General features: G+C 70.0%; 25 protein-coding genes. 12 read left to right on the top strand and 13 right to left on the bottom strand.

Annotated features, from left to right (window positions below):
* Window positions 1–20 precede the first annotated feature (20 nt).
* From EWH70_RS26755 to rsgA, 3 genes are all read right to left on the bottom strand, one after another.
* Window positions 21–914: an SCO4651 family lipoprotein gene (locus EWH70_RS26755; protein ID WP_130478291.1), complete on the bottom strand. Its 894-nt coding sequence runs from the start codon at window positions 912–914 to the stop codon at window positions 21–23.
* Window positions 915–1090: 176 nt separating this feature from the next.
* Complete coding sequence (locus tag EWH70_RS26760) at window positions 1091–1912, bottom strand: SCO4651 family lipoprotein (protein WP_130478292.1); 822 nt, start codon at window positions 1910–1912, stop codon at window positions 1091–1093.
* A 96-nt stretch (window positions 1913–2008) separates the two neighbouring features.
* On the bottom strand, window positions 2009–3013 hold the full coding sequence (rsgA, locus tag EWH70_RS26765; RefSeq protein WP_130478293.1) for a ribosome small subunit-dependent GTPase A: 1005 nt from the start codon (window positions 3011–3013) through the stop codon (window positions 2009–2011).
* A 100-nt stretch (window positions 3014–3113) separates the two neighbouring features.
* On the opposite strand from rsgA, the gene EWH70_RS26770 reads away from it, so the two are divergent.
* Entirely contained in the window at window positions 3114–3884 is a 771-nt protein-coding gene (locus tag EWH70_RS26770) for an SOS response-associated peptidase (protein ID WP_130478294.1), read from the top strand.
* Window positions 3881–4495: an alpha/beta hydrolase family protein gene (locus EWH70_RS26775; protein WP_130478295.1), complete on the top strand. Its 615-nt coding sequence runs from the start codon at window positions 3881–3883 to the stop codon at window positions 4493–4495. Before EWH70_RS26770 ends, EWH70_RS26775 begins: the two co-directional genes overlap by 4 nt.
* Here EWH70_RS26775 and ybaK read toward each other — a convergent pair.
* Window positions 4484–4963 carry a Cys-tRNA(Pro) deacylase gene (gene ybaK / locus EWH70_RS26780; RefSeq protein WP_130478296.1) on the bottom strand — a complete coding sequence of 160 codons (480 nt, stop codon included), beginning with the start codon at window positions 4961–4963 and terminating at the stop codon, window positions 4484–4486. The genes EWH70_RS26775 and ybaK overlap by 12 nt on opposite strands.
* Before the next feature lie 170 nt (window positions 4964–5133).
* Here ybaK and EWH70_RS26785 point away from each other — a divergent pair, with 170 nt between their 5' ends.
* The gene (locus EWH70_RS26785; RefSeq protein ID WP_130478297.1) at window positions 5134–5751 is read left to right on the top strand and encodes a sigma-70 family RNA polymerase sigma factor; all 618 of its coding nucleotides are present in this window, start codon (window positions 5134–5136) and stop codon (window positions 5749–5751) included.
* Window positions 5748–6062, top strand: coding sequence for a mycothiol system anti-sigma-R factor (rsrA, locus tag EWH70_RS26790; RefSeq protein ID WP_130478298.1), 315 nt, complete (start codon window positions 5748–5750; stop codon window positions 6060–6062). Before EWH70_RS26785 ends, rsrA begins: the two co-directional genes overlap by 4 nt.
* A gap of 58 nt (window positions 6063–6120) precedes the next feature.
* Here rsrA and EWH70_RS36740 read toward each other — a convergent pair whose 3' ends face one another.
* Window positions 6121–6195: a 50S ribosomal protein bL37 gene (locus EWH70_RS36740; protein WP_098515123.1), complete on the bottom strand. Its 75-nt coding sequence runs from the start codon at window positions 6193–6195 to the stop codon at window positions 6121–6123.
* Window positions 6196–6298: 103 nt separating this feature from the next.
* On the opposite strand from EWH70_RS36740, the gene EWH70_RS26800 reads away from it, so the two are divergent.
* On the top strand, window positions 6299–7792 hold the full coding sequence (locus EWH70_RS26800) for a sensor histidine kinase (RefSeq protein WP_130478300.1): 1494 nt from the start codon (window positions 6299–6301) through the stop codon (window positions 7790–7792).
* 141 nt (window positions 7793–7933) lie between these two features.
* On the opposite strand, the gene EWH70_RS26805 is transcribed toward EWH70_RS26800, so the two are convergent.
* Window positions 7934–8188 (bottom strand): WhiB family transcriptional regulator, encoded by a 255-nt coding sequence (locus EWH70_RS26805; RefSeq protein WP_130478301.1) that lies wholly within the window; start codon window positions 8186–8188, stop codon window positions 7934–7936.
* A 298-nt stretch (window positions 8189–8486) separates the two neighbouring features.
* Entirely contained in the window at window positions 8487–9395 is a 909-nt protein-coding gene (locus EWH70_RS26810) for a diacylglycerol/lipid kinase family protein (RefSeq protein WP_130478302.1), read from the bottom strand.
* Window positions 9396–9648: 253 nt separating this feature from the next.
* On the opposite strand from EWH70_RS26810, the gene EWH70_RS26815 reads away from it, so the two are divergent.
* Window positions 9649–10140: a hypothetical protein gene (locus tag EWH70_RS26815; RefSeq protein WP_130478303.1), complete on the top strand. Its 492-nt coding sequence runs from the start codon at window positions 9649–9651 to the stop codon at window positions 10138–10140.
* A gap of 239 nt (window positions 10141–10379) precedes the next feature.
* Here the strand turns inward: EWH70_RS26815 and EWH70_RS26820 are convergent, their stop codons facing one another.
* Both EWH70_RS26820 and EWH70_RS26825 read right to left on the bottom strand, forming a co-directional pair.
* Window positions 10380–10871: a GNAT family N-acetyltransferase gene (locus EWH70_RS26820; RefSeq protein ID WP_130478304.1), complete on the bottom strand. Its 492-nt coding sequence runs from the start codon at window positions 10869–10871 to the stop codon at window positions 10380–10382.
* Between the two features lie 7 nt (window positions 10872–10878).
* On the bottom strand, window positions 10879–11472 hold the full coding sequence (locus EWH70_RS26825; protein ID WP_130478305.1) for an acid phosphatase: 594 nt from the start codon (window positions 11470–11472) through the stop codon (window positions 10879–10881).
* Window positions 11473–11530: 58 nt separating this feature from the next.
* Between EWH70_RS26825 and EWH70_RS26830 the strand changes: the two genes are divergently transcribed.
* Complete coding sequence (locus tag EWH70_RS26830) at window positions 11531–12007, top strand: hotdog fold domain-containing protein (RefSeq protein ID WP_130478306.1); 477 nt, start codon at window positions 11531–11533, stop codon at window positions 12005–12007.
* Here EWH70_RS26830 and EWH70_RS26835 read toward each other — a convergent pair.
* Together EWH70_RS26835 and EWH70_RS26840 are read right to left on the bottom strand one after the other, a co-directional pair.
* A complete protein-coding gene (locus EWH70_RS26835) occupies window positions 12001–12642 on the bottom strand; it encodes a hypothetical protein (protein WP_240687250.1) in 642 nt (213 codons plus the stop codon). The genes EWH70_RS26830 and EWH70_RS26835 overlap by 7 nt on opposite strands.
* A 49-nt stretch (window positions 12643–12691) precedes the next feature.
* On the bottom strand, window positions 12692–13300 hold the full coding sequence (locus EWH70_RS26840) for a dTDP-4-dehydrorhamnose 3,5-epimerase family protein (protein WP_130478307.1): 609 nt from the start codon (window positions 13298–13300) through the stop codon (window positions 12692–12694).
* Window positions 13301–13601: 301 nt separating this feature from the next.
* Between EWH70_RS26840 and EWH70_RS26845 the strand changes: the two genes are divergently transcribed.
* Window positions 13602–14777, top strand: a complete 1176-nt coding sequence (locus tag EWH70_RS26845) for an NAD(P)-dependent malic enzyme (RefSeq protein WP_130478473.1) — start codon at window positions 13602–13604, stop codon at window positions 14775–14777.
* Here the strand turns inward: EWH70_RS26845 and EWH70_RS26850 are convergent.
* Entirely contained in the window at window positions 14766–16139 is a 1374-nt protein-coding gene (locus EWH70_RS26850; RefSeq protein WP_130478308.1) for a bis-aminopropyl spermidine synthase family protein, read from the bottom strand. The genes EWH70_RS26845 and EWH70_RS26850 overlap by 12 nt on opposite strands.
* Window positions 16140–16234: 95 nt before the next feature.
* Between EWH70_RS26850 and EWH70_RS26855 the strand changes: the two genes are divergently transcribed.
* The 4 genes from EWH70_RS26855 to EWH70_RS26870 are packed head-to-tail and all read left to right on the top strand — an operon-like array spanning window position 16235 to window position 19599.
* Window positions 16235–17335 carry an ABC transporter ATP-binding protein gene (locus tag EWH70_RS26855; protein ID WP_130478309.1) on the top strand — a complete coding sequence of 367 codons (1101 nt, stop codon included), beginning with the start codon at window positions 16235–16237 and terminating at the stop codon, window positions 17333–17335.
* Window positions 17328–18017, top strand: coding sequence for an ABC transporter permease (locus EWH70_RS26860; protein WP_130478310.1), 690 nt, complete (start codon window positions 17328–17330; stop codon window positions 18015–18017). Before EWH70_RS26855 ends, EWH70_RS26860 begins: the two co-directional genes overlap by 8 nt.
* Window positions 18014–18715, top strand: a complete 702-nt coding sequence (locus EWH70_RS26865) for an ABC transporter permease (RefSeq protein ID WP_130478311.1) — start codon at window positions 18014–18016, stop codon at window positions 18713–18715. Before EWH70_RS26860 ends, EWH70_RS26865 begins: the two co-directional genes overlap by 4 nt.
* Window positions 18712–19599, top strand: coding sequence for an ABC transporter substrate-binding protein (locus EWH70_RS26870; protein ID WP_130478312.1), 888 nt, complete (start codon window positions 18712–18714; stop codon window positions 19597–19599). The genes EWH70_RS26865 and EWH70_RS26870 overlap by 4 nt, the downstream gene beginning before the upstream one ends.
* On the opposite strand, the gene EWH70_RS26875 is transcribed toward EWH70_RS26870, so the two are convergent.
* Window positions 19596–20117: a GNAT family N-acetyltransferase gene (locus tag EWH70_RS26875; protein WP_130478474.1), complete on the bottom strand. Its 522-nt coding sequence runs from the start codon at window positions 20115–20117 to the stop codon at window positions 19596–19598. The genes EWH70_RS26870 and EWH70_RS26875 overlap by 4 nt on opposite strands.
* Window positions 20118–20423 lie beyond the last annotated feature (306 nt).

A 20423-nucleotide genomic window follows, 5' to 3' on the forward strand; every position in this document is an offset into this window, starting at 1 on the left:
CTTGCTCCGCTTTCAGCGTGTTACTTGGGGATCTTGATCTCGCCGACCTGGTCGGCGGGCGGTGCCTCGACGGTGACCGGGGCGCCCCAGTCGGTGTACTTCATGGTCACCTTGCCCTCGGCGGCGTTACCGGGGGCGCTGGCGGGAGCCCCACCGCTCTCGGCGATCGCCTGGGAGACCGCACCCATGTCCATCGTGACCTGGACCGGCAGCTTCTCCGCGTTCAGCCACAGCTCCATCGGGATGACCACGGACTTGCCCTGCATGCTCTCCTTGGCCTTCCCGGCGACCTCGGCGGGCATGCCCTCGAGCATCATGTCGACCATCTTGACCAGGTCGAGGTCGACCCAGTAGTGGTCGGCGGGCTGGCCGTCGAGCTGGGTCTGCTCGCTCTTGGTGATCTTGCCGGCCTTCTGGATCATCTCCAGCGAACGGCGCGGGTCACTCTGCTCCGTCGACTTCGTCATGATGGCGCCGAAGGTCTTGGAGATCGGGTCGTCGCCGCCGAGGCTCAGCTTGATCCACGGCTTGTCGGTGCCGAGAGCGGCACCCTGCCCTTCGGGCATCTTCATATAGACGTCCGTGCCGATGGTGCGCATCTCCATGGCGTCGGGAGCGCCCGGCATCGACATGGTCATCGACATGGCGGTGTTCGGACCGTCGAAGCGGCCCTCGCCCTTGGCGGTGACGTTCTGCCCCTCGGCAGTCATCTCCATGGTGAACTTCGCGGTCTTCGCCGTGTCGGCCTTGAACGACGCCGCGCGCACCAGCTCCTGCGCGTCGCCGAACAGGGCGTTCAGGCCACCGGAGTCACCGGGCGCCGGAGCCGCGCCGTTGTCGGCCGGCTTGTCACCGCACGCACCGAGCACCAGGGCAAGAGCCAGGCCGGCGACCGCGGCAGCAGTCTTTCTCATCTGTTTCCTTCGGGTTCATTCACGCCTATTGCATTAGTCAATAGGCAGGGGGGCAAACGACACCGGCGTCCCCCAGCGGTGTTTCTTCGTCGTAAGCATGCCACCACCGTCAACGGGCTTTACGCGGAACCCACGTTGTTGGCTGCTGTTCGGTTGTTCGAAATTATCCACCGGGATCAGCGCGGCATCTTGAATTCCCCCACCTCGGCGGCGGGCGGCGCCTCGACGGTCACCGGAGCGCCCCACTCCGAGAACTTCATCGTCATCTTGCCGCCGCCACCGGCCTGGTCGGGCGACATGCCCTGCTGCTCGAGTGCGGCCTTCATCACGCTCGACAGGTCCATCGTCACCTGCACCGGCAGCTGGTCGCCGTTGAGCCACAGCTCCATCGGCACGACGCCGAGCTTGCCCTTCATCTGCTCGAACATGTCCTTCGTCATGCCTGGGGGCAGCTGGTCGCCGGCCTTGGCCATGTCGATGTCGATCCAGTAGTGGCTGACCTCCTGGCCGTCCAGCTGGGTCTTCTCGCTGCGCGTGATGGTGCCGGCCTGCTGCACGTACTCCAGCATCTTGCGCGGGTCGCTCTGTTTGGCCGACATGTCCAGCATCTCGCCGATGGACTTCGACATCGGGTCGGTGCCGTCGGCGGAGACCTTCACCCAGGGCTTGTCGGACGCACCCGCGCCGGGCGGCAGCTTCATGTACATGACCCGGTCGACGACCCGCATCTCCATGGTCTGCCCCATGACCTGCATGGTCATCGACATCGCCACGTCGGCCTGGCCGAACCGGCCCTGGCCGCTGCCGGTGAACTGCTGGCCGAGCATGGACATTTCGAACGTGTACTTGGCCGACGACACTTCCTGCGTCTTGCCCGACGCCACCCGCACCAGTTCCTGGGTGTCGCCGAACAGTGCCTGGCCCTCCGTGCCGATGTTACCGCACCCGGTCAGTGTGACGGCGAGTGCGAGCGCGCCCGCGGCCGCGATCTTCCGCATGAGATCTCCCCTCGATTGCTGGGCTCGTGGGGTCAAGAATGCCCGGCGAACAGGAAATTCACGCCTGAACGGGTGAAAAGGTTTGCCAACCGGACGTCACGGTTCGATACCGGCGTGGGAGGCGAGCAGCCTGCGCAGCGACTCCAGCCTGCTCGCGCCGGCCTGGCCTGCGGAAACGACGTCGTCCAGCGCGCAGTCCGGGTCCTCGGGCGGGCCGAGGTGCCCGCAGCCGGACGGGCATTCCTCCGCGGCCTCGGCGAACTCCTCGAAAGCCTCGACGATGTCGTCGGCCGTGACGTGCGCCAGCCCGAACGACCGCACCCCCGGCGTGTCGACCACCCAGCCGCCGTCGGCGAGGGGAAGTGCGATCGCCGCGACCGACGTGTGCCTGCCCTTGCCGACGGCACTCACCTCACCCGTCGCCAGTGCGGCGTCCGGGATCAGCTGGTTCACCAGTGTCGACTTGCCGACACCGGAGTGTCCGACGAGGGCAGACACCCGTCCGGTCAGCCGTTCGGCCAGCGCCCCGGGCGGCTGATCGTGCCGGGTGACCACCGCCGGGACGGCCAGATCCGCGTAGCCGGCCAGCAGCTCGTCCGGGCTGGCCAGGTCGGCCTTGGTCAGGCACAGCACCGGCTCGAGGCCACCCGCGTAGCAGGCGACCAGGCAACGGTCGATGAACCCGGTACGCGGCGGCGGATCGGCCAGCGCGGTGACGATGACCAGCTGCTCGGCGTTGGCGACGACGACCCGCTCGTAGGGGTCGGTGTCGTCGGCGGTCCGCCGCAGCACGCTGGACCGTTCGGCCACGCGCACGATCCTGGCCAGGGTGTCCGGCTTGCCGCTCACGTCGCCGACCAGATCCACCGCGTCGCCGACGACCACCGGGGTACGGCCGAGTTCGCGTGCCCGCATCGCGGTCACCTGCCGCGCGGGGTCGCCCGCGACGGCGCAGGTCCACCGTCCACGGTCGACACCGGTCACCATGGCGCTGACGGCGTCGGAATGCTCGGGCCTGCGCTTGGTGCGGGGCCGCGAGCCACGGCCGGGGCGCACGCGGACGTCGGACTCGTCCAGCCTGCGCCAGTCCCGCTTGCTCAACCCACCACGACCCTTCGTCTGCCCGTGCATGATCCCCCATGCGGTACCAAACCGTGAAACGATGGTCCGAACCAGACCCCGAGCGAACGGAGTGCCGACCATGTGTGGCCGCTACGCCGCCACGAAGAACCCGGCCGCGCTGGCCGCCGAGTTCGACGCGGTCGACGAGACCGGTGACGAGCAGGTCCGCGTCGACCACAACGTGGCGCCCACCAAGAAGGTCGTCGCGGTCGTCCAGCGCCACCCGCGCGACGCCGAGGGCAACGTGCTCGACGAGGAACCGGCCGTGCGCAGCCTGCGGCTGATGAAGTGGGGCCTGGTGCCGTTCTGGGCGAAGGACCCCAGCGTCGGCAACCGCATGATCAACACCCGCGCCGAGACGGCCACCGAGAAGCCCGCCTTCCGCAAGGCGCTGGCCAAGCGCCGCTGCCTGCTGCCGGCCGACGGCTGGTTCGAGTGGCGCCGCAACGGCAAGGAGAAGGAACCCTTCTTCATGACCGGCGCCGACGGCGCGTCGCTGAGCTTCGCCGGCATCTGGGAGACCTGGCGGGACCCGAAGGCCGAGGCCGACGCGCCGCCGCTGGTCACCTGCTCGATCATCACCACCGACGCGATCGGTCAGCTCACCGACGTCCACCACCGCATGCCGCTGCTGGTGCCGAAGTCCGGCTGGAACGACTGGCTGGACCCGGACCGCGAGGACGTCGGCGACTTCCTCGCCAACCCGCCCCGCGACCTGGTCGACGCGCTGGAGCTGCGCCCGGTGTCGAGCAAGGTCAACAACGTCCGCAACAACGGCCCCGAGCTGATCGAACGGGTCGAGCCGGCGGCCGACCTCGACGACAGCGCCCTCTTCGACCTGCCGAAATGACGAACCTGCTGATCGACACCCCGCACGGCCCGGCCCGGGTCGAGCTGCACTGCGCCGAGGAGGGCAGGGCGGCGCTGCTGCTCGGCCACGGCGCGGGCGGCGGGTTCGGCGCCAAGGACCTGATCGCCGTCACCAGGGCGGCCCAGGGCGCGGGGGTCCACGTGGCGCTGGTCGAGCAGCCCTACCGGGTGGCGGGCAGGCGGGCTCCCGCACCGGCCCGGCAGCTGGACGCCGCCTGGCTCGCCGTGGCCGAGGAGCTGGCGGGCACCCGGTTCGACGGCATGCCGCTGGTGTTCGGCGGCCGGTCCTCCGGCGCCCGGGTGGCGTGCCGCACGGCCGCCGAGGGCCAGGCGGCCGCCGTGCTCTGCCTGGCGTTCCCGACCCACCCGCCGGGCAAGCCGGAGAAGACCCGCCAGCCCGAACTCGACGCCGTCGAGGTGCCCACGCTGGTCATCCAGGGCGAGACCGACCCGTTCGGCAGGCCGCAGGCCGGCCCGCACCACGAGGTCGTGCTGCTCAAGGGCGACCACAGCCTGTCGGCCGACCTGCAGGGCATCGCCCGCTCGGCGACCGAGTGGCTGGAGAAGGTCCTCCGGCCGCTAAGCAGCTGAAATGTCAGCTACCACGGCGCCGGTGAGCCGGACCAGGTCGTCCGGCGCCAGCTCCACCTCGAGGCCACGACGGCCGGCCGAGCAGTGCACGGTGGCGAACCCGGTGGCGGTGGCGTCGATCACCACCGGCAGCCTGCTGCGGTGCCCCAGCGGCGAGATGCCGCCCACCACGTACCCGGTGGCCCGCTGGGCGGCGACCGGGTCGGCCATCTTCGCCTTCTTGCCGCCGACGGCGGCCGCCAGCGCCTTGAGGTCCAGCTGGCCGGTGACCGGAACCACACCGACCGTCAGCTTGCCGTCGACGTCGGCGACCAGGGTCTTGAACACCCGCGCCGGGTCCAGGCCGAGCACCTCGGCCGCCTCCGTGCCGTAGGACTCCGACCTGGGGTCGTGCTCGTAGCTGTGCAGCGTGAACGCGACCTTCCGCTTGCTCAGCAACGCCGTCGCCGGGGTTCCCTTGCCTGCCATGGGCGGAGTTTACGGCGGGGAATGTTGACGGCCGGAGCGACGTTGACGCTCACGTGTCGACGAACCTGATGACAACCAGGCGTGCCCAGCGGCGTGGAACCATCCGCGTATCCTCGGGGACGTATGCGCACTCCGCTACGGGTGCGCGCGCCACCGGCGAAGGGATCGGTTTGCCGAGCACGCAAGACTCCACGGCTGCCACCGAGCAGGAACGCGCCGAGCGGTTCGAGCGCGACGCCATGCCACTGCTCGACCAGCTGTACGCCGCGGCCATGCGGATGACCCGCAACCCGGCCGACGCCGAGGACCTGGTCCAGGAGACCTACCTCAAGGCCTACGCCGCGTTCGCCTCCTTCAAGGAGGGCACGAACCTCAAGGCGTGGCTGTACCGGATCCTGACCAACACCTACATCAACGGCTACCGCAAGCGGCAGCGCCAGCCCGTCCAGCAGCCCACCGAGGAAATCACCGACTGGCAGCTGGCGAAAGCGGAGAGTCACACCTCCTCCGGGCTGCGGTCGGCCGAGGTCGAGGCACTGGACAAGCTGCCCGACAGCGACGTGAAGGCGGCGCTGCAGCGTCTGCCGGAGGACTTCCGGCTGGCGGTGTACCTTGCCGACGTCGAAGGCTTCGCGTACAAGGAGATCGCCGAGATCATGGACACGCCCATCGGGACCGTGATGTCGCGGCTGCACCGCGGTCGTGGACAGCTCAGGGAGCTGCTGGCCGACGTGGCGCGTGACCGGGGATTCATCCGGGGGGCCAAACAGGAGGTGGCTGGCCGATGAACGGCTGCGACGACTCCGGCAAGGTCAACTGCGAGGAAGCGCTGGCCGAGATCTACCTGCTGCTCGACAAGGAGTGCACCGCCGAGCACGAGGTGGAGCTGCGCAAGCACCTCGACGACTGCCCGCCGTGCCTGGAGGAGTACGGGATCGACGAGCAGCTCAAGCAGCTGCTGGCACGCAAGTGCGGCGGCGATCAGGCGCCGAAGGACCTCAAGGAGCGGCTGCGGGCGTCGATCCGGCACACGGTGGCCGAGCGCGGCAACGTGACGATCGAGGAGGCCGAGGTGCGCATCCAGCGCACCTCCGAATAGCCCGGAAACGCGCGGAGGGCCCGTCCAGCACCTGGACGGGCCCTCCGCGCGTTCGCACTCAGGCGTTGGGCTTCTTGCCGTGGTTCGCGCCGTTCTTCTTGCGGTCACGACGCTTGCGCGCGCGCTTCGACATGTCGACTCCTCGATCGCGGTGCGGCCTCCGCCCTGAGCGGGGCGCTGACGTGCTCTCTAGTGTGGCACGTGACGACCACCCGATCGCAGGAGGGCTGACGCTCGTGACCATCCTCTCGGACCTGCTCGCCGAGAACACCGGGCTCTCCGGGGAGGCGGCCGACCACCTCCAGGCGGTCGTCGCGGAATGGCAGCTACTGGCCGACCTGTCCTTCGCCGACTTCCTCATGTGGGCCCCGGTGCTGGAGTCGCTGCAGCCCGACGGCGGCGACTTCGTCTGCGTCGCGCAGGCCCGCCCGACCACCGCGCCCACCGCGCACCCGGAGGACGTCGTCGGCTCCCGGTTCACCGTCGACGACCACCCGCAGCTGGCCAGGGCCATGCGTGAGGTCAAGATCTGCCGCGAGGAGGACCCGCACTGGTACCAGGACCTGCCGATGCGCAGGGAGGCCATCCCGGTGACGTTCGACGGCAAGGTGATCGCGGTGCTCAGCCGGGAGACCAACCTGGCGGCGCCGCGGGTGCCCAGCCCGCTGGAGATCGCCTACCTCGGCAGCGCGGCCGACCTGTGCCAGATGATCGCCGACGGCACGTTCCCCAGCATCGACACCCGCACCGACGTCCACACCAGCCCCCGGGTCGGGGACGGCCTGATCCGGCTCGACGGCACCGGCGCGGTCGTGTTCGCCAGCCCCAACGGCCTGTCCGCCTATCACCGGATGGGCTACGAGTCCGACCTCGTCGGCGTGCGGCTCGCGCCGCTGACCAGGTCGCTGATCCGCGATCCGTTCGACGCCACCGAGGTCTCGCACCGCATTCTCGACGCGCTGGACGGCAAGCCCGGCAGCCGCACCGAGGCCGACTCCCGCCGTGGCGCGGTGGTCCTGTTCCGCGCGCTGCCGCTGCGTCCCGCCGGTAAGGCCGCCGGCGCGCTGGTGCTCGTGCGCGACGTCACCGAGGTCAAGCGACGCGACCGCGCGCTGCTGTCGAAGGACGCCACCATCCGCGAGATCCACCACCGGGTGAAGAACAACCTGCAGACGGTCGCCGCGTTGCTGCGGCTGCAGTCCCGGCGGACGGCCAGCGACGAGGCACGCCAGGCACTCGAGGAGTCGGTGCGCCGGGTGTCCTCGATCGCCATGGTCCACGAAGCACTGTCCATTTCGGTCGACGAGCGGGTCGATCTGGACAAGCTGCTGGACAACGTCCTGCCGATGGTGGGTGAGGTGGCCACCGCCGAGCCGCACGTCACGCTGAAGCGCAGCGGATCGTTCGGCGTGGTGGTCGCGGAAATCGCCACCCCGCTGGTGATGGTGGTCGCGGAGCTGGTGCAGAACGCCGTGGAGCACGCGTTCCCCGGCGGCAGGCCGGGCACCGTGGAGCTCGTCGTCGAGCGAACGGCCCGTTGGCTGGACGTGGTGATCCGCGACGACGGCAAGGGACTGCCGTCCGGATTCTCCCTCGAACGCAGCGACGGGCTCGGGCTGCAGATCGTCCGCACGCTCGCCGAGTCCGAGCTGCGTGGCTCACTTTCCTTGCGGGGCAGGAAAACCGGCACCGAAGCCGCCCTGCGGATCCCGCTCAGCCGTCGCATGTAGAGGTCGCGTGGAAACGTCAAGAGCCGGCACCCTTGCCGGGTGCCGGCTCTCAGACGTTTGCGAGGGATTCGCTGATCCCTGAGGTGCGGTCGAAATGGGTCCTGCTGCGGCGGACGCCGACCGCGGGTGTTGCCTTTTTGATCAGGCGGTGGAGCGCATGCCGATGTGCGTACGACGACGCTTGAGCGCGCGCCGCTCGTCTTCGCTCATCCCGCCCCAGACACCGGCGTCCTGACCGCTGGCCAGAGCCCAGGCCAGGCAGTCGGAAGCTACGGTGCAGCGGTGGCATACGGCCTTCGCCTGCGCTACCTGCGACAGAGCAGGCCCACTGGTTCCCACCGGGAAGAACAGCTCGGGGTCCTCGTCTCGGCAGGCCGCGTCGTGGCGCCAGTCCATTTCTCTGAGCTCCTTTAGTGGTGGCGTAGCAGTCAACGCCACAGTCGTCATGGCGGTCGTTTTTTGGGGTGCTTGTGAATGCTTTCACGAAGCACGCAGTTCGACAAGGGTTTTCTGAAGATCGGTGAGTCAGCTCACCCGGCCGAGCTACCCGTCTGACCTGCGGTTTCCGTCCGAAACGGCCACTGCTGGGGAAGGGCCGTGCGGTGAGTGGAGCCTTCTGATCGACGAACGGTAGTTGGTGCATCGCTCGTACGATCAGTGTGCTGTGACGCTCCCGGCAGTGTTGTAACGCCGGTCACACGAACACGGTCAGCGCCGAAGGGACGCTGATGAACTCCACACTGGTCCGCTGTCCGACCAGGTCGCCGTCCACCTGGAAGTTTACCGGTTCCGGCGCGTCGATGCGCACGATCGGCAGGTCGTCGTGGCGGACCAACCGCTTACCGCGGTGCCTGCCGTTCGCCCGCAGAGCCTGGCGGGCCTGGTTCAGCACGGTGGGCAGCGGCATCGACCGCAGCGCGAACAGACCGAGACCGGTGTCGAAGGACGTGTCGCTGTTCAGATGCACGGCCCGGTTGCCGAGGTAGGTCCACGGGTCGGTGTTGGAGACGAACGCGCACCGCACGTTCACCGGCTCGCCGCCTGGGTACTGGACGGTCAGCTCGCAGCGGCCCAGCGGCGGGTGCAGGTAGCTGGCCACCGCCGTCCGTAGATAGAGCACCTGGCCCGCGCGCTTGCCGCGCCTGCGGTCGACGCCGGCGACGACGTCGGCGTCCCAGCCCAGTCCGGAGTTGAAGGTGAACCAGCGGCCGTCGGCCTGCCCGAGGCCGACCCGGCGGGAGGTGTCGCGCTCGACGGCCTGCAGCAGCCGGTGCGTCGCCTCGACCGGATCGCGGGGCAGGCCCAGTGCGCGGGCGAAGACGTTGGCGGACCCGCCGGGCACGACGCCGAGCCGCGGTGCGCCCTCGGGGCCGTCGGCGAGCAGGCCGTTGACGACCTCGTTGACCGTGCCGTCGCCGCCGTGGGCGACCACGAGGTCGATGCCGTCCCTGGCCGCCGACCGGGCGACCGCCATCGCGTGGCCGCGGTAGTCGGTCTCCACGACGTCCAGCTTCACCTGGCTCGCCAGCGCGTGCGCGAGCACGTCACGGCCACCGGCGGTGGTGGCCGTGGCCTGCGGGTTCACGACCAGGACAGCGCGCACTACCGCAGGGTAAGTGACACAACGGCCTCCACGGGGCCGATGTGGCGTTGCCCTCCTCCGGCCTCCTTCTCGTCCGCTCGCGTCGTGACGAGTGCACCCCGGGGACCGCCCGGCTCATCGACGACAACCGAATCTTGACTCGACCGGCGGCCGGACGAAAACGGCCGACCGGGTGGCATACCATCGAAAGTGTTCACGCACGGTCATCCGCCCAGGCCGACCCCGGGGCGGGTCCGAACAGCAGAGGTCATCCGTGCCACTAGCCGACAAGATCTCCCCGGCGCCGCGTGAGGTCCGCCTCGCCGGTGCGCTCACCGCGCTCCCCGGTCTGACGTTGATGGTCATGGCCGTCATGCTGCTCATCGGCGGCCTGACCGGCCGGACCAGCCTCGGCAACAGCAACGTCTACGCCGAGGCGGGCTTCTACGCCGTGCTCGGCATCGGCGTGCTGTTCTGCGCGGGCGGGCTGCTGTTCGGGCAGACGTGGGCGCGCTCGCCGTCCGTCGTGGTGGCGCTGACCCTGGCCGGCGTGGGCTGGTACACGGCGGGGCCGTCCGGCTTCCCGGTGCTGGGGGTGCCGATCATCGTCGTCGGGCTGGCCGTGGTCGTGCTGCTGTTCCGCAGGCCGTCCCGGGCGTGGGTGCTCGACCTGCGCGACGGCGAGACCGAGGAGGAGGCGGCCGAGCGCGACGGCGCCGAGGGCCGCGCCGCCCGCCGCGGCCAGGACGAGAGCCAAGGCACGTGAAGGCCACCTTCATTACGTCTCACGTCAGGGGCCCGGCGAAGTCGGGCGTGGGTGCGTGAGCGAGGGAGGTTTACTAGCGAAGAAGGGTAGTAAAGCTCCCTTGCTGCCTTACGGGTGTGGCTGGTGGGGCTGCCGTGGCCGGCGATGCCAGCGGGGCACCTGGGCTCGCGTGAAGGCCGAGTTCCTGTCGCCAGACGTGGTGAAGGTGGCCTTCACGTGCTTGGGGCGAACCCGCGCCGCTACGCCGTCCGGGAGAACTCCGCCAGCGCGTGGAGCGGGCCGTCGGTGAGGCGGCAGGTCTCCCACTCGTCCATCGTGGCCGCGCCGAGCGCCCGGTAGAACTCCGTCGCCGGGTTCCACTTCAGGACCGCCCACTCCAGCCGCGCGTAGCCGCGGTCGGCGCACTCCTCGGCCAGCGCCGCCAGTAGCGCCTTGCCGAGGCCGCTGCCGCGCAGCGACGGCTGCACGTAGAGGTCCTCGAGGTAGATGCCGTGCACGCCACGCCAGGTGGAGAAGTTGAGGAACCACAGCGCGCAGCCGACCACCTCGCCGTCGACCTCCGCGACGTGACCGAACAACGCCGGTGCGGGGCCGAACAGGGCGAGCCGCAGGTGGTCGGAGGTCAGGTGGCACTCCTGCGGTGCCCGCTCGTACTCGGCCAGCTCGTGGACCAGGCCGACCACGGCGTCCACATCGGATTCCTGGATTCGACGGATCCGCTTGTCGGGCAACGAAACCTCACTCTGTGATCGGGGGAAGGTTGAGGTGGCGCAGCTGTGGCTCGCCGCGTTCGTCGCCGAGCACGCTCAGGCCTGCCGCGCTGAGTCCGAAGTGGACGCCCGCTGCCGGGGGCAGGCGGAGCCAGGTGGCGATCAGCACGCGGCTGAAGTGGCCGTGACCGACCAGTACGACGTCGCCGCCGGACATGGCCTCGGTGGCGCGGTCGAGTACGCGGCGGGCGCGGGCGCCGACCTCCTCGGCGGATTCGCCGCCGGTCATCGGGTGGGTCCACACGGTCCAGCCGGGGACGGTCTCCCTGATCTCCGGCGTCGTGCGGCCCTCGTAGTCGCCGTAGTCCCACTCGGCGAGGTCCTCGGTGGTCTCGCTGACGGTCAGGCCGGCGAGTTCGGCGGTGCGAACGGCCCGCTCGCGCGGACTCGTCACCACCAGCGCCGGGCCGGAGCCGGCCCGTAGCCGGGCCAGCGTCACACCGGCGTCGCGTGCCTGCCGTTCGCCCTCGGCGGTCAGCGGGACGTCGGTGCGGCCGGTGTGCCTGCCGGTGGCCGACCACTCGGTCTCGCCGTGCCGTAGGAGGTAGAGCACATGATCCACGTTTGCGAATATAGCCCCCGCTCTGGTTTGCTACTCGTCAGTAACACGAGGAGGGACAATGGCGGCGAACTCGACCTACGGGATGTGGCGCACGCTGGCGGGCAAGCCGGGCGGAAGCAGGCTGTTCTCACTGGCGATGTGCCTGCGGGTGCCCTACTTCGCCACCGTGCTGCCGCACGTCCGCGAGCTGCGGCCCGGCCGGTGTGAGGTCACCTCGCCCAAGTGGTGGGGTGTGCACAACCACATCGGCACGTTCCACGCGATCGCGGCCTGCAACATGGCCGAGATCGCCATGGGCATGCTCGCCGAGGCCACCGTGCCGCCGACCCACCGATGGCTGCCCAAGGGCATGGAGGTGGCCTACGTGGCCAAGGCCACGACCGGCCTGCGTGCCGTCGCCGAGGTGGGGGACCTCCCGGAGTTCGGCGATGAGGGCGTGGACCTCGCGGTGCCGGTCACCGTGTCCGACAAGACGGGCAAGCCGGTGGTGACCGGCACCATCACGATCTGGGTGACCCCCCGTAAGAGTCAGTAGCCCCGCATCTTCACGTAGACGGTCTGCAGGTGGACGGCGGGCGAGGGCAGGCCGAGGTAGCGGTCCAGCAGCCGTCCCAGCGGGCCGCAGCCGGTGGTCGCCGGCACGGTGAGCTGGCGGTCCACCAGCCCGAACTTCGCCACTCCGGGGTGACCGGGCACCGGGCCTGCCGGGCCGTGCTCCTGCACGACCGAGTGAACGGGCGTGCTCGCGCAGGTCCGCGGCAGCATCGGCCCCTCCAGCGCGAACGCGAGGTCGATCTCGCCCTTGCGCTGCTCGTTCTCGTGGAAGTCGAAGTGGCCCGCGTACCGCGGCCGCAGCGCCACCGGGAGCGGTCCCGGCAGCGGCGTGGGTTCGGCCCGTAGCGCGCCGAACACCTGCGCGTGCCTGCCGTCGAGCGTGCCCTCGGCGAACGTGGTCCGCATCGTGCGAACGGGCATCTCGTGAAACCTGCCGAACGTGAGCGTGCCGGTGGACACCAGCACCTCACAGCGCCACAGCGCCGGGTCGGCCCCGGCCGGCAGTGCCGGGCAGTCGGCGAAGTCGAACTCGGGGACCGGCTCGGCGGCGGCGCCGGTGGCACCGGCCACGAGCAGTGCCGCGGCAGCGAAGGCCGTGGTGAGGAGTCGTCTCATGCCGACGATCCTGCTGGCCGGAGCCCAGTTCCGGATCCGGGCAATTCACCTAGTGGCTTGCCGTACGCAGTTTGTCGTAGTACGCGAGGCAGTCGTCGTAGTGCGGCAGCAGGCCGGCGTCCTTGGCCTCGGCCAGCGTCGGCGCGTCGATGTCCTTCTGCGAGAGCACCGGCTCCAGGTCGGCAGGCCAGGGCAGGTTCAGTGCCGGGTCCATCGGGCTGATGCCGTGCTCGCGGCCGGGGTTGTAACCGGTCGAGCACAGGTACGACATCAGGGTGTCGTCCTCCAGCGCCATGAAGGCGTGCCCGAGGCCCTCCGCCAGGTACATCGCGCGGTACTCGGTCGAGTCGAGGCGGACGACGTCCCATTCGCCGAACGTGGGCGAGCCGACCCTGATGTCCACCACCACGTCGAGCAGCGAGCCCTTGGGGCAGTAGACGTACTTCGCCTGACCGGGCGGGATGTCGGCGAAGTGCACGCCGCGGATCGTGCCCTTCACGGACACGCTGTGGTTGGACTGCGCCAGGTGCAGCCGGTGGCCGACGGTCTCGACGAAGACGGACTCCTGGAAGGGGGCGGTGAACATTCCGCGTTGGTCGGGGAACATGGCGGGAATGAATTCGTAGGAGTCCCGCACGGCGAGCTGGCGTACCTGCATGGCCAAACTCTATTCGACGCACACAACCGCCTCTCAATCCGGACGGTCGTCTTGTAATAGATCATTTGTGACGTCAGCCGCACCTGGGGTCCAAGTCCGTCGGGGACCCTGGCACACTGTCACGACCGCAGCGTTCGCGGTCGTCGCCCCACCACGGTGCCGATGGCCGGCCGGAACGCCTCGCCGGCAGGCGGCGCTACCGCGTTGGAACAGCCGTGCTGGAGATCAGCCTCAGCTCGAACTCAGGAGAATTCCAGTGTCTTCCGCCCAAGTCGGGACAGGAAATACCGTCAACGGCAAGATCCAGAGCGACCAGCCGGTAACCGACGCCGAGATCTTCGGCGGGCACGAGGGCGGCAAGCTCTCGGTGGCCGCCGCGCGCCCCATCGAGCACGCGCGCGACCTGTCCATCGCCTACACCCCCGGGGTGGCGAAGGTCAGCCGCGCCATCGCCGCCGACGCCGCGCTCGCGCAGCGGTACACCTGGGCCGACCGCCTGGTCGCCGTGGTCAGCGACGGCACCGCCGTCCTCGGTCTCGGCGACATCGGCCCGAGCGCCTCGCTGCCGGTGATGGAGGGCAAGTCGGTCCTGTTCAAGACGTTCGCCGGGCTGGACTCGATCCCGCTGGTGCTGAACACCACCGACGTCGACGAGATCGTCGAGACGCTGGTGCGGCTGCGGCCGTCGTTCGGCGCCGTCAACCTCGAGGACATCTCCGCGCCGCGCTGCTTCGAGCTGGAGGAGAAGGTCAAGGCCGCGCTGGACTGCCCGGTCATGCACGACGACCAGCACGGCACGGCCATCGTGGTGCTGGCCGCGCTGCGCGGCGCCAACCTGGTGCTGGACCGCTCCATCGGCGACCAGCGGGTGGTCATCTCCGGTGCGGGCGCGGCGGGTGTGGCGTGTGCGCGCATCCTGCGGGCCGCCGGCGTCGGCGACATCACGCTGCTGGACTCCAAGGGCATCATCCACCCCGGCCGGGACGCGCTGAACCCGGTCAAGGAGGAGCTGGCCGGGCAGACCAACTCCGCCGGGCTGACCGGCGGCCTGCCGGAGGCGATCCGCGGCGCCGACGTGTTCATCGGCCTGTCCAGTGCCACGATCGACGAGGACCTGCTCAGCACCATGGCGCCCGGCTCGGTCGTGTTCGCACTGTCCAATCCGGACCCGGAGGTGCACCCGGACGTCGCCGCGAAGTACGCGTCGGTGGTGGCGACCGGGCGCAGCGACTTCCCCAACCAGATCAACAACGTGCTCGCGTTCCCCGGCGTCTTCCGCGGCGCGCTCGACGCGGGCGCGAAGGCGATCACCGAGAACATGAAGCTGGCCGCGGCCGACGCCATCGTCGGGGTGGCCGAGGAGGACCTGGCCGCCGACCGCATCGTGCCCAGTCCGCTCGACCCGCGGGTGGCGCCGGAGGTCGCGGCAGCCGTCGCCAAGGCGGCCGCCGCCGACGGGGTGGCGTCAGGCCAGTAACTCGGCCAGCCGGTGGCGCGGCACGTCGATGAGGCGGTGGTCGCCGTCGGTGCCGGGCAGCAGGTTGCGTAGCCGGGCGTGGACCTTGAGCAGCCGGGGATCGGCGTCGGGGACCGCCTCGGCCAGCACCACGGCGTGCCTGCTGTCCGGGTTGCTGCGCAGGTAACGCAGCCGGTACTTGCCCGCGACCAGCCCGGACAGCGATGCCTGCGCGGCGGCGTCGCCGATGTCCGGATGGTTGTTGGCGACCAGCACGGCCAGCCGCTCCGCGTTCGTGCCGAGCAGGACGCGGAGCAGCCACGGGCCGGGATCGGCGGTGAGGTCGACCGCGACCACCCGGCCCGGCCGTGCCGTCGACCAGTCCGCCTGCCGTAGTTCGGCGCCGTCGCCTGCCAGCTCACGCAGCCGGTCCAGCAGTTCGGGCGGCGTGCCCGCCGACTCGACCGACTGCGGGCCGTGGGTGTAGATGCCGCGTTTGCGCCCGCCCGCCTTGCGGGCCTTGGCGGTGGGCTGCAGCACGTACTGGTCGGCCGCGCTGCCGATGGCCTGCGCGCCCGTGTAGCGGGAGAACCCCGGCAGCACGGCCTCGAAGGTCAGTCCCAGCTCCAGCAGCTCGCGCTGCACCTGCAGGCCCAGCGCCGGGTGCCGGGGGCTGTAGCCGTAGGCGAGGACGACGGCCCCGCGCGGCGGGTCGGCGAGCGCCTCCAGCGCACGCTGGGCGAACAGGCCCATGCCCTCGGGGGTGTACGGCGGATCGCTGAACACCACGCCCGCCCAGCCCGTCACGGCGGGCGGCAGGCCGATCCGCAGGTCGGCGTGCAGGGTCCGGACGGCACCGCCGCTGTGCCGGTCGACGTACTCCAGTACCCGCTCGTCGAGGTCGACCACGGTGAGGTCGGCGTCGGGTCGCAGGCTGTGCACGGCCAGCGACGTGACGTCGTGGTCGCCGAGGAACAGCACCGGCGTGCGGCGCAGGTCGTACTCCTCGTCCAGCCACAGCGCCCGGCGCAGCACGGTGTCCGATGTGGCCTGGACGTGGTCCAGTGCGGCAAGTGGTGGCGGCACCGCGTCGACCAGTCGCTCGACCGCGGTGCGCTGTTCGGCGCCCGGTTCGGCCGGAACGGGCTGCGCCCACGGTCGCAGGTCCGCGACGGACTTCGGGTGGATCCGCAGGCCGCGCGGGCCGCGTTCCACGGCGTCGCCGAGCGCGTCGAGCAGTTCCTGCGTGCTGCGCCGGGGCGCGGCCGATCGCCGTACCAGGTCGTCGAAACGCAGCCAGCCGGCGCACAACAGCGCGATGGCGGTCCGCAACGGACGCACGCGGACGCCGTGCGCGGTGAACAGTTCGTCCAATGAACTCACTCGGTGAGATTAGTGGTCGCTTCCGTGCCATTGTCGTACCCGTCGGCTAGGGTCGATTTCCTCTTCAGCGACGCCGGACGGGAGTGGGGTACCACGTGGCGATCGAGTTCCAGGGCGTGACCAAGAAGTATCCGGACGGAACCGTCGCGGTCGACGACCTCAGCCTCACGGTCGAGGACGGCACGATCACCGTTTTCGTCGGACCGTCCGGCTGCGGCAAGACGACGTCACTGCGCATGATCAACCGGATGGTCGAGCCGACGTCCGGCACCGTGCTGCTGGACGGCAAGGACATCAGGGAGACCGACCCGCCGACGCTGCGGCGGGGCATCGGTTACGTCATCCAGCATGCCGGCCTCTTTCCACATAGGACGGTGCTGTCCAACGTCGCCACCGTGCCGCTGCTGTCCGGATGGGACAAGGCGCGGGCACGCAAGCGGGCGGCCGAGCTGCTGGAGACCGTCGGCCTGCCCGCCGAGCTGGGCAAGCGTTATCCGGCCCAGCTGTCCGGCGGTCAGCAGCAGCGGGTCGGGGTGGCCAGGGCGCTCGCCGCGGACTCGCCGGTGCTGCTGATGGACGAACCGTTTTCCGCGGTCGACCCGGTGGTCCGCGAGGGCCTGCAGGACGAGCTGCTGCGGCTGCAGTCGCAGCTGGGCAAGACGATCGTGTTCGTCACCCACGACATCGACGAGGCCGTACGGCTCGGCGACAAGGTCGCGGTGCTGCGGGTCGGTGGCAGGCTCGCCCAGTACGGCACGCCGTCCGACGTGCTGCGTCATCCGGTCGACGACTTCGTCGCCGGTTTCGTCGGCAAGGACCGCGGCTACCGGGGACTGTCCTTCCTGTCCGCCGACGGGGTCGAGGTCAATCCGATCGCGACGGTGGACGTCGGCAAGCCGGTCACCGCGAGCGACGACTGGCGGCTCGCGGTGAACGCCAACCGCGAGCCGAGGGGCTGGCTGCCGCCCGGGTCCACTGTGGAGGGTGAGCTGGCGGAGACAGACCTGCGGGCGGGCGGTTCGCTGTACCAGGAGGGCACCCCGATCCGCGGTGCGCTCGACGCGGCGCTGTCCTCGCCTGCCAGCCTCGGGGTCGTCGTCAACGCCGACGGCCAGGTGGTCGGTGCGGTCACCGCCGGCCAGGTTCTCGACGTCATCGAGAACCATCCGGGCAGCGTGGCGGCCGACCATGGGTGAGTTCTTCGACGAACTCGGCCGGTACCTGGGCAGCGCGAACAACCGTTCGCAGCTGATGCAGATCACGCTCGAGCACGTCTACCTCGCCCTGCTGCCGCTGGTGCTGGGCGTGGTGCTGGCGATCGCCATCGGCAGGCTCGGCAAGCGCTGGCAGGTCGCCCGCAACATCGCCCTGGTGCTGTCCAACCTGCTGTACACGATCCCCTCGCTGGCGTTGTTCGTGGTCATTCCCGGCATCATCGGCACGAAGATCCTGGACAGCGTCAACGTCGTGGTGGCGTTGACCATCTACAGCGCCGCGCTGCTGGTGCGGCCGGTGCTCGACGCGCTGGATTCCGTACCACCACACGTGATCGCCGCCGCGACCGCCGTCGGCTACCGGCCGGCCCGCCGGTTTTTCGCGGTCGAGCTGCCGCTGTCGGTGCCGGTGTTCGCAGCCGGGGTCCGGGTGGCGTCGGTGAGCAACATCAGCCTGGTCAGCGTCGGCGCGTTGATCGGTACCGGCGGGCTGGGTGTGCTGTTCACCGACGGCTTCCAGCGGGAGTACTTCTCGCCGATCGTCGTCGGCATCGTGCTGACGCTGGTGCTGGCGCTGGTGGTCGATCTGGTGCTGGTGTTGCTGCTGCGGTTGCTGACGCCGTGGCGGCGTAGTGCCAAGCCGGTGGGGGTGAGCGGGGAATGAACGAGCTGTTCGACTGGTTCGGCATGGCCGCCAACTGGTCCGGGGAGGACGGTGTTCCGGTCCGGCTGGGTGAGCACCTCTGGTACGTCTTCCAGTCACTGGTGATCGCGCTGGTGATCGCCGTCCCGCTGGGACTGTTCGTCGGGCACACCGGCCGCGGTTCGGTGGTCATCGTGGCCGTCGGCAACGCGATCAGGGCGTTGCCGACGCTCGGTCTGGTCACCTTTCTGTTCCTGCTGCTCACCGAGAGCGAGCTGGCCACGGTCATCGGCCTGGTGATCCTGGCGATCCCGCCGATCCTGGCCGGTACCTACGCGGGCCTGCGTGCCACCGACCGCGGGGTCGTCGACGCGGCGGTCGGGGTCGGGATGACCGGCTGGCAGCAGTTGTGGAAGGTCGAAGTGCCGATCGCGTTGCCGCTGGTCCTCGGCGGTGTGCGTAACGCCGTGCTGCAGCTGGTGGCCACCGCGGCCGTCGCCTCCTACGTCGGGCTCGGCGGCCTCGGCCGGTACCTGCTCGACGGTCTGGCCATCCTGGACTACGCCGAGGTGATGGCGGGCGCGATCCTGACCGCGTTGCTGGCGATCGTGCTGGACCTGCTGTTCGCGGGGCTCCAGCGGGCAGTGGTGCCGCGTGGGGTGCGGCTGGCGGCCGTGGCCGCGGGCAAGGGCGGAGTCAACGCCGGAGGTGCCGAGTGAAGCGCAAGGTGTTCGGGTTCCTCGCCGCGCTGGTGTTGCTCGCCGGCTGCGGCAACCCGCTGGAGGGCGGGGCCGAAGGCGGGCCGACCGGCGAGATCATCATCGGCGCGTCCGACGTCGGCGAGTCGTTGCTGCTGGCCCAGATCTACGCGGGGGCGCTGCGTAACGCCGGGGCGGACAACGTGACGGTGCGCCCGCCGGTCGGCGGCCGCGAGGTCGTCGTGAAGGCGCTGCAGGACCGGTCGCTCTCGGTCGTGCCCGACTACAGCGGCAACCTGTTGCGGTACTTCGACAAGGAGACCGAGGCGACCACGCCGCGGGACGTCTACGCCGAGCTCACCAAGGTGCTGCCGCCCGCGTTCGAGGTGCTGGACCAGGCGCCTGCCGAGGACAAGGACCTGCTCGTCGTGCGCAGAGAGCTGGCCGACTCCGGGGTCCGGACGTTCTCCGACCTCGGGCCGCGCTGCAAGGATCTGGTGTTCGGCGGGCCAGGCCAGTGGGCCGACCGCTGGAAGGAGAAGATCAAGACGCTCTACGGGTGCGAGTTCAAGGAGATCCGGACGACCGACACCGGCGGGCCGGTGACCGTGGCCGCGTTGCGGTCCGGCGACATCCAGGTCGCCGACCTGTTCAGCACGTCGTCCACGATCGAGGCCAACGGGTTCGTTCCGCTGGAGGACGACAAGAACATGTTCCCCGCGCAGAACATCGTTCCGGTGGTGGCGAAGGGGACGCTGTCGCAGCGCGAGCGTGACGCGCTGAACCGCGTTTCGGCCGTGCTGACCACGGAGAAGCTCACCGACCTGAACGTCGAGTTCACCGAGGAGAAGCGCAACCCGCTGGATATCGCGGAGGATTTCCTGAAGGCGAACGGGCTGGCCTAGAGGCGTTCGAAGGCGGGGGCGTAGTGGAAGGTGCCGCGCAGTTCCGGTGAATAGGCGGACAGTGGCCGCAGCTGGAACGCGGGAGCCCAGGCCGGCACCGTCGGGCTGATGCCGTGGGTGTCGGCGAGGACGAAGCCGAACCGGCCGAAGTACCGCGGGTCGCCGAGCAGGACGACCGCGGGGACGCCGAGGACGTCGGCGGCAGCCAGCACGGCGTGCATGAGCGCGCTGCCGACGCCCACGCCCCACCGTTTCGGGCTGACGCCCAGCGGACCCAGTGCCACCACGCCGTCGCGGGTGCCGACCCGCGCGCGGCTGCAGCAGACGTGCCCGACGATCTCGCCGTCGATCTCCGCGACCAGCGACAGGCCGGCGATCAGGTCGCCGTCGGCACGCAGGGCGTCGACCAGCCATGCCTCCGACGGCTCGATGCCGGGCGTGTCCGGCCTGGTGAACGCGGCAGCGTGCACGGCACGGACATCGGTCCGGTCGGCGGCGGTCTCACGGCGGACGAGCAGGTACCGGCCGTGCCGGAACGGGCGTCGTACGGGCAACGGAATTACCTCACACGCGGGCTCAGCGGGAGGGCCTACTTTAGTAGGCGGCCGTTCGGCCCAACAGCGCCGGGTCGCGTGTCGAAAAACTTCATACTTTGGTATTCGGCCGTTGGAGTGGCGGAAGCGGCCGAAATGAGACATACGGCCGGATGTTCGACTGTGAAAAGGTCGGATTATCAACAGTCTAGGACACTGCGTCGCCGACGACTGTCGTCCGGTCGGTTACTTTCCGTCAGTCGGATGGCGGCTTGCCGCGGTCTGGTTGAC

It is taken from the genome of Amycolatopsis suaedae (assembly GCF_004214935.1).
Lineage (GTDB): Bacteria > Actinomycetota > Actinomycetes > Mycobacteriales > Pseudonocardiaceae > Amycolatopsis > Amycolatopsis suaedae.

Bases quoted from the DNA above. Each gene is read 5' to 3' on its own strand.
- EWH70_RS26755 (WP_130478291.1), bottom strand. From the start codon at position 914: ATGAGAAAGACTGCTGCCGCGGTCGCCGGCCTGGCTCTTGCCCTGGTG.
- EWH70_RS26760 (WP_130478292.1), bottom strand. From the start codon at position 1,912: ATGCGGAAGATCGCGGCCGCGGGCGCGCTCGCACTCGCCGTCACACTG.
- EWH70_RS26770 (WP_130478294.1), top strand. From the start codon at position 3,114: ATGTGTGGCCGCTACGCCGCCACGAAGAACCCGGCCGCGCTGGCCGCC.
- EWH70_RS26775 (WP_130478295.1), top strand. From the start codon at position 3,881: ATGACGAACCTGCTGATCGACACCCCGCACGGCCCGGCCCGGGTCGAG.
- ybaK (WP_130478296.1), bottom strand. From the start codon at position 4,963: ATGGCAGGCAAGGGAACCCCGGCGACGGCGTTGCTGAGCAAGCGGAAG.
- rsrA (WP_130478298.1), top strand. From the start codon at position 5,748: ATGAACGGCTGCGACGACTCCGGCAAGGTCAACTGCGAGGAAGCGCTG.
- EWH70_RS26805 (WP_130478301.1), bottom strand. From the start codon at position 8,188: ATGGACTGGCGCCACGACGCGGCCTGCCGAGACGAGGACCCCGAGCTG.
- EWH70_RS26830 (WP_130478306.1), top strand. From the start codon at position 11,531: ATGGCGGCGAACTCGACCTACGGGATGTGGCGCACGCTGGCGGGCAAG.
- EWH70_RS26835 (WP_240687250.1), bottom strand. From the start codon at position 12,642: ATGAGACGACTCCTCACCACGGCCTTCGCTGCCGCGGCACTGCTCGTG.
- EWH70_RS26840 (WP_130478307.1), bottom strand. From the start codon at position 13,300: ATGCAGGTACGCCAGCTCGCCGTGCGGGACTCCTACGAATTCATTCCC.
- EWH70_RS26860 (WP_130478310.1), top strand. From the start codon at position 17,328: ATGGGTGAGTTCTTCGACGAACTCGGCCGGTACCTGGGCAGCGCGAAC.
- EWH70_RS26865 (WP_130478311.1), top strand. From the start codon at position 18,014: ATGAACGAGCTGTTCGACTGGTTCGGCATGGCCGCCAACTGGTCCGGG.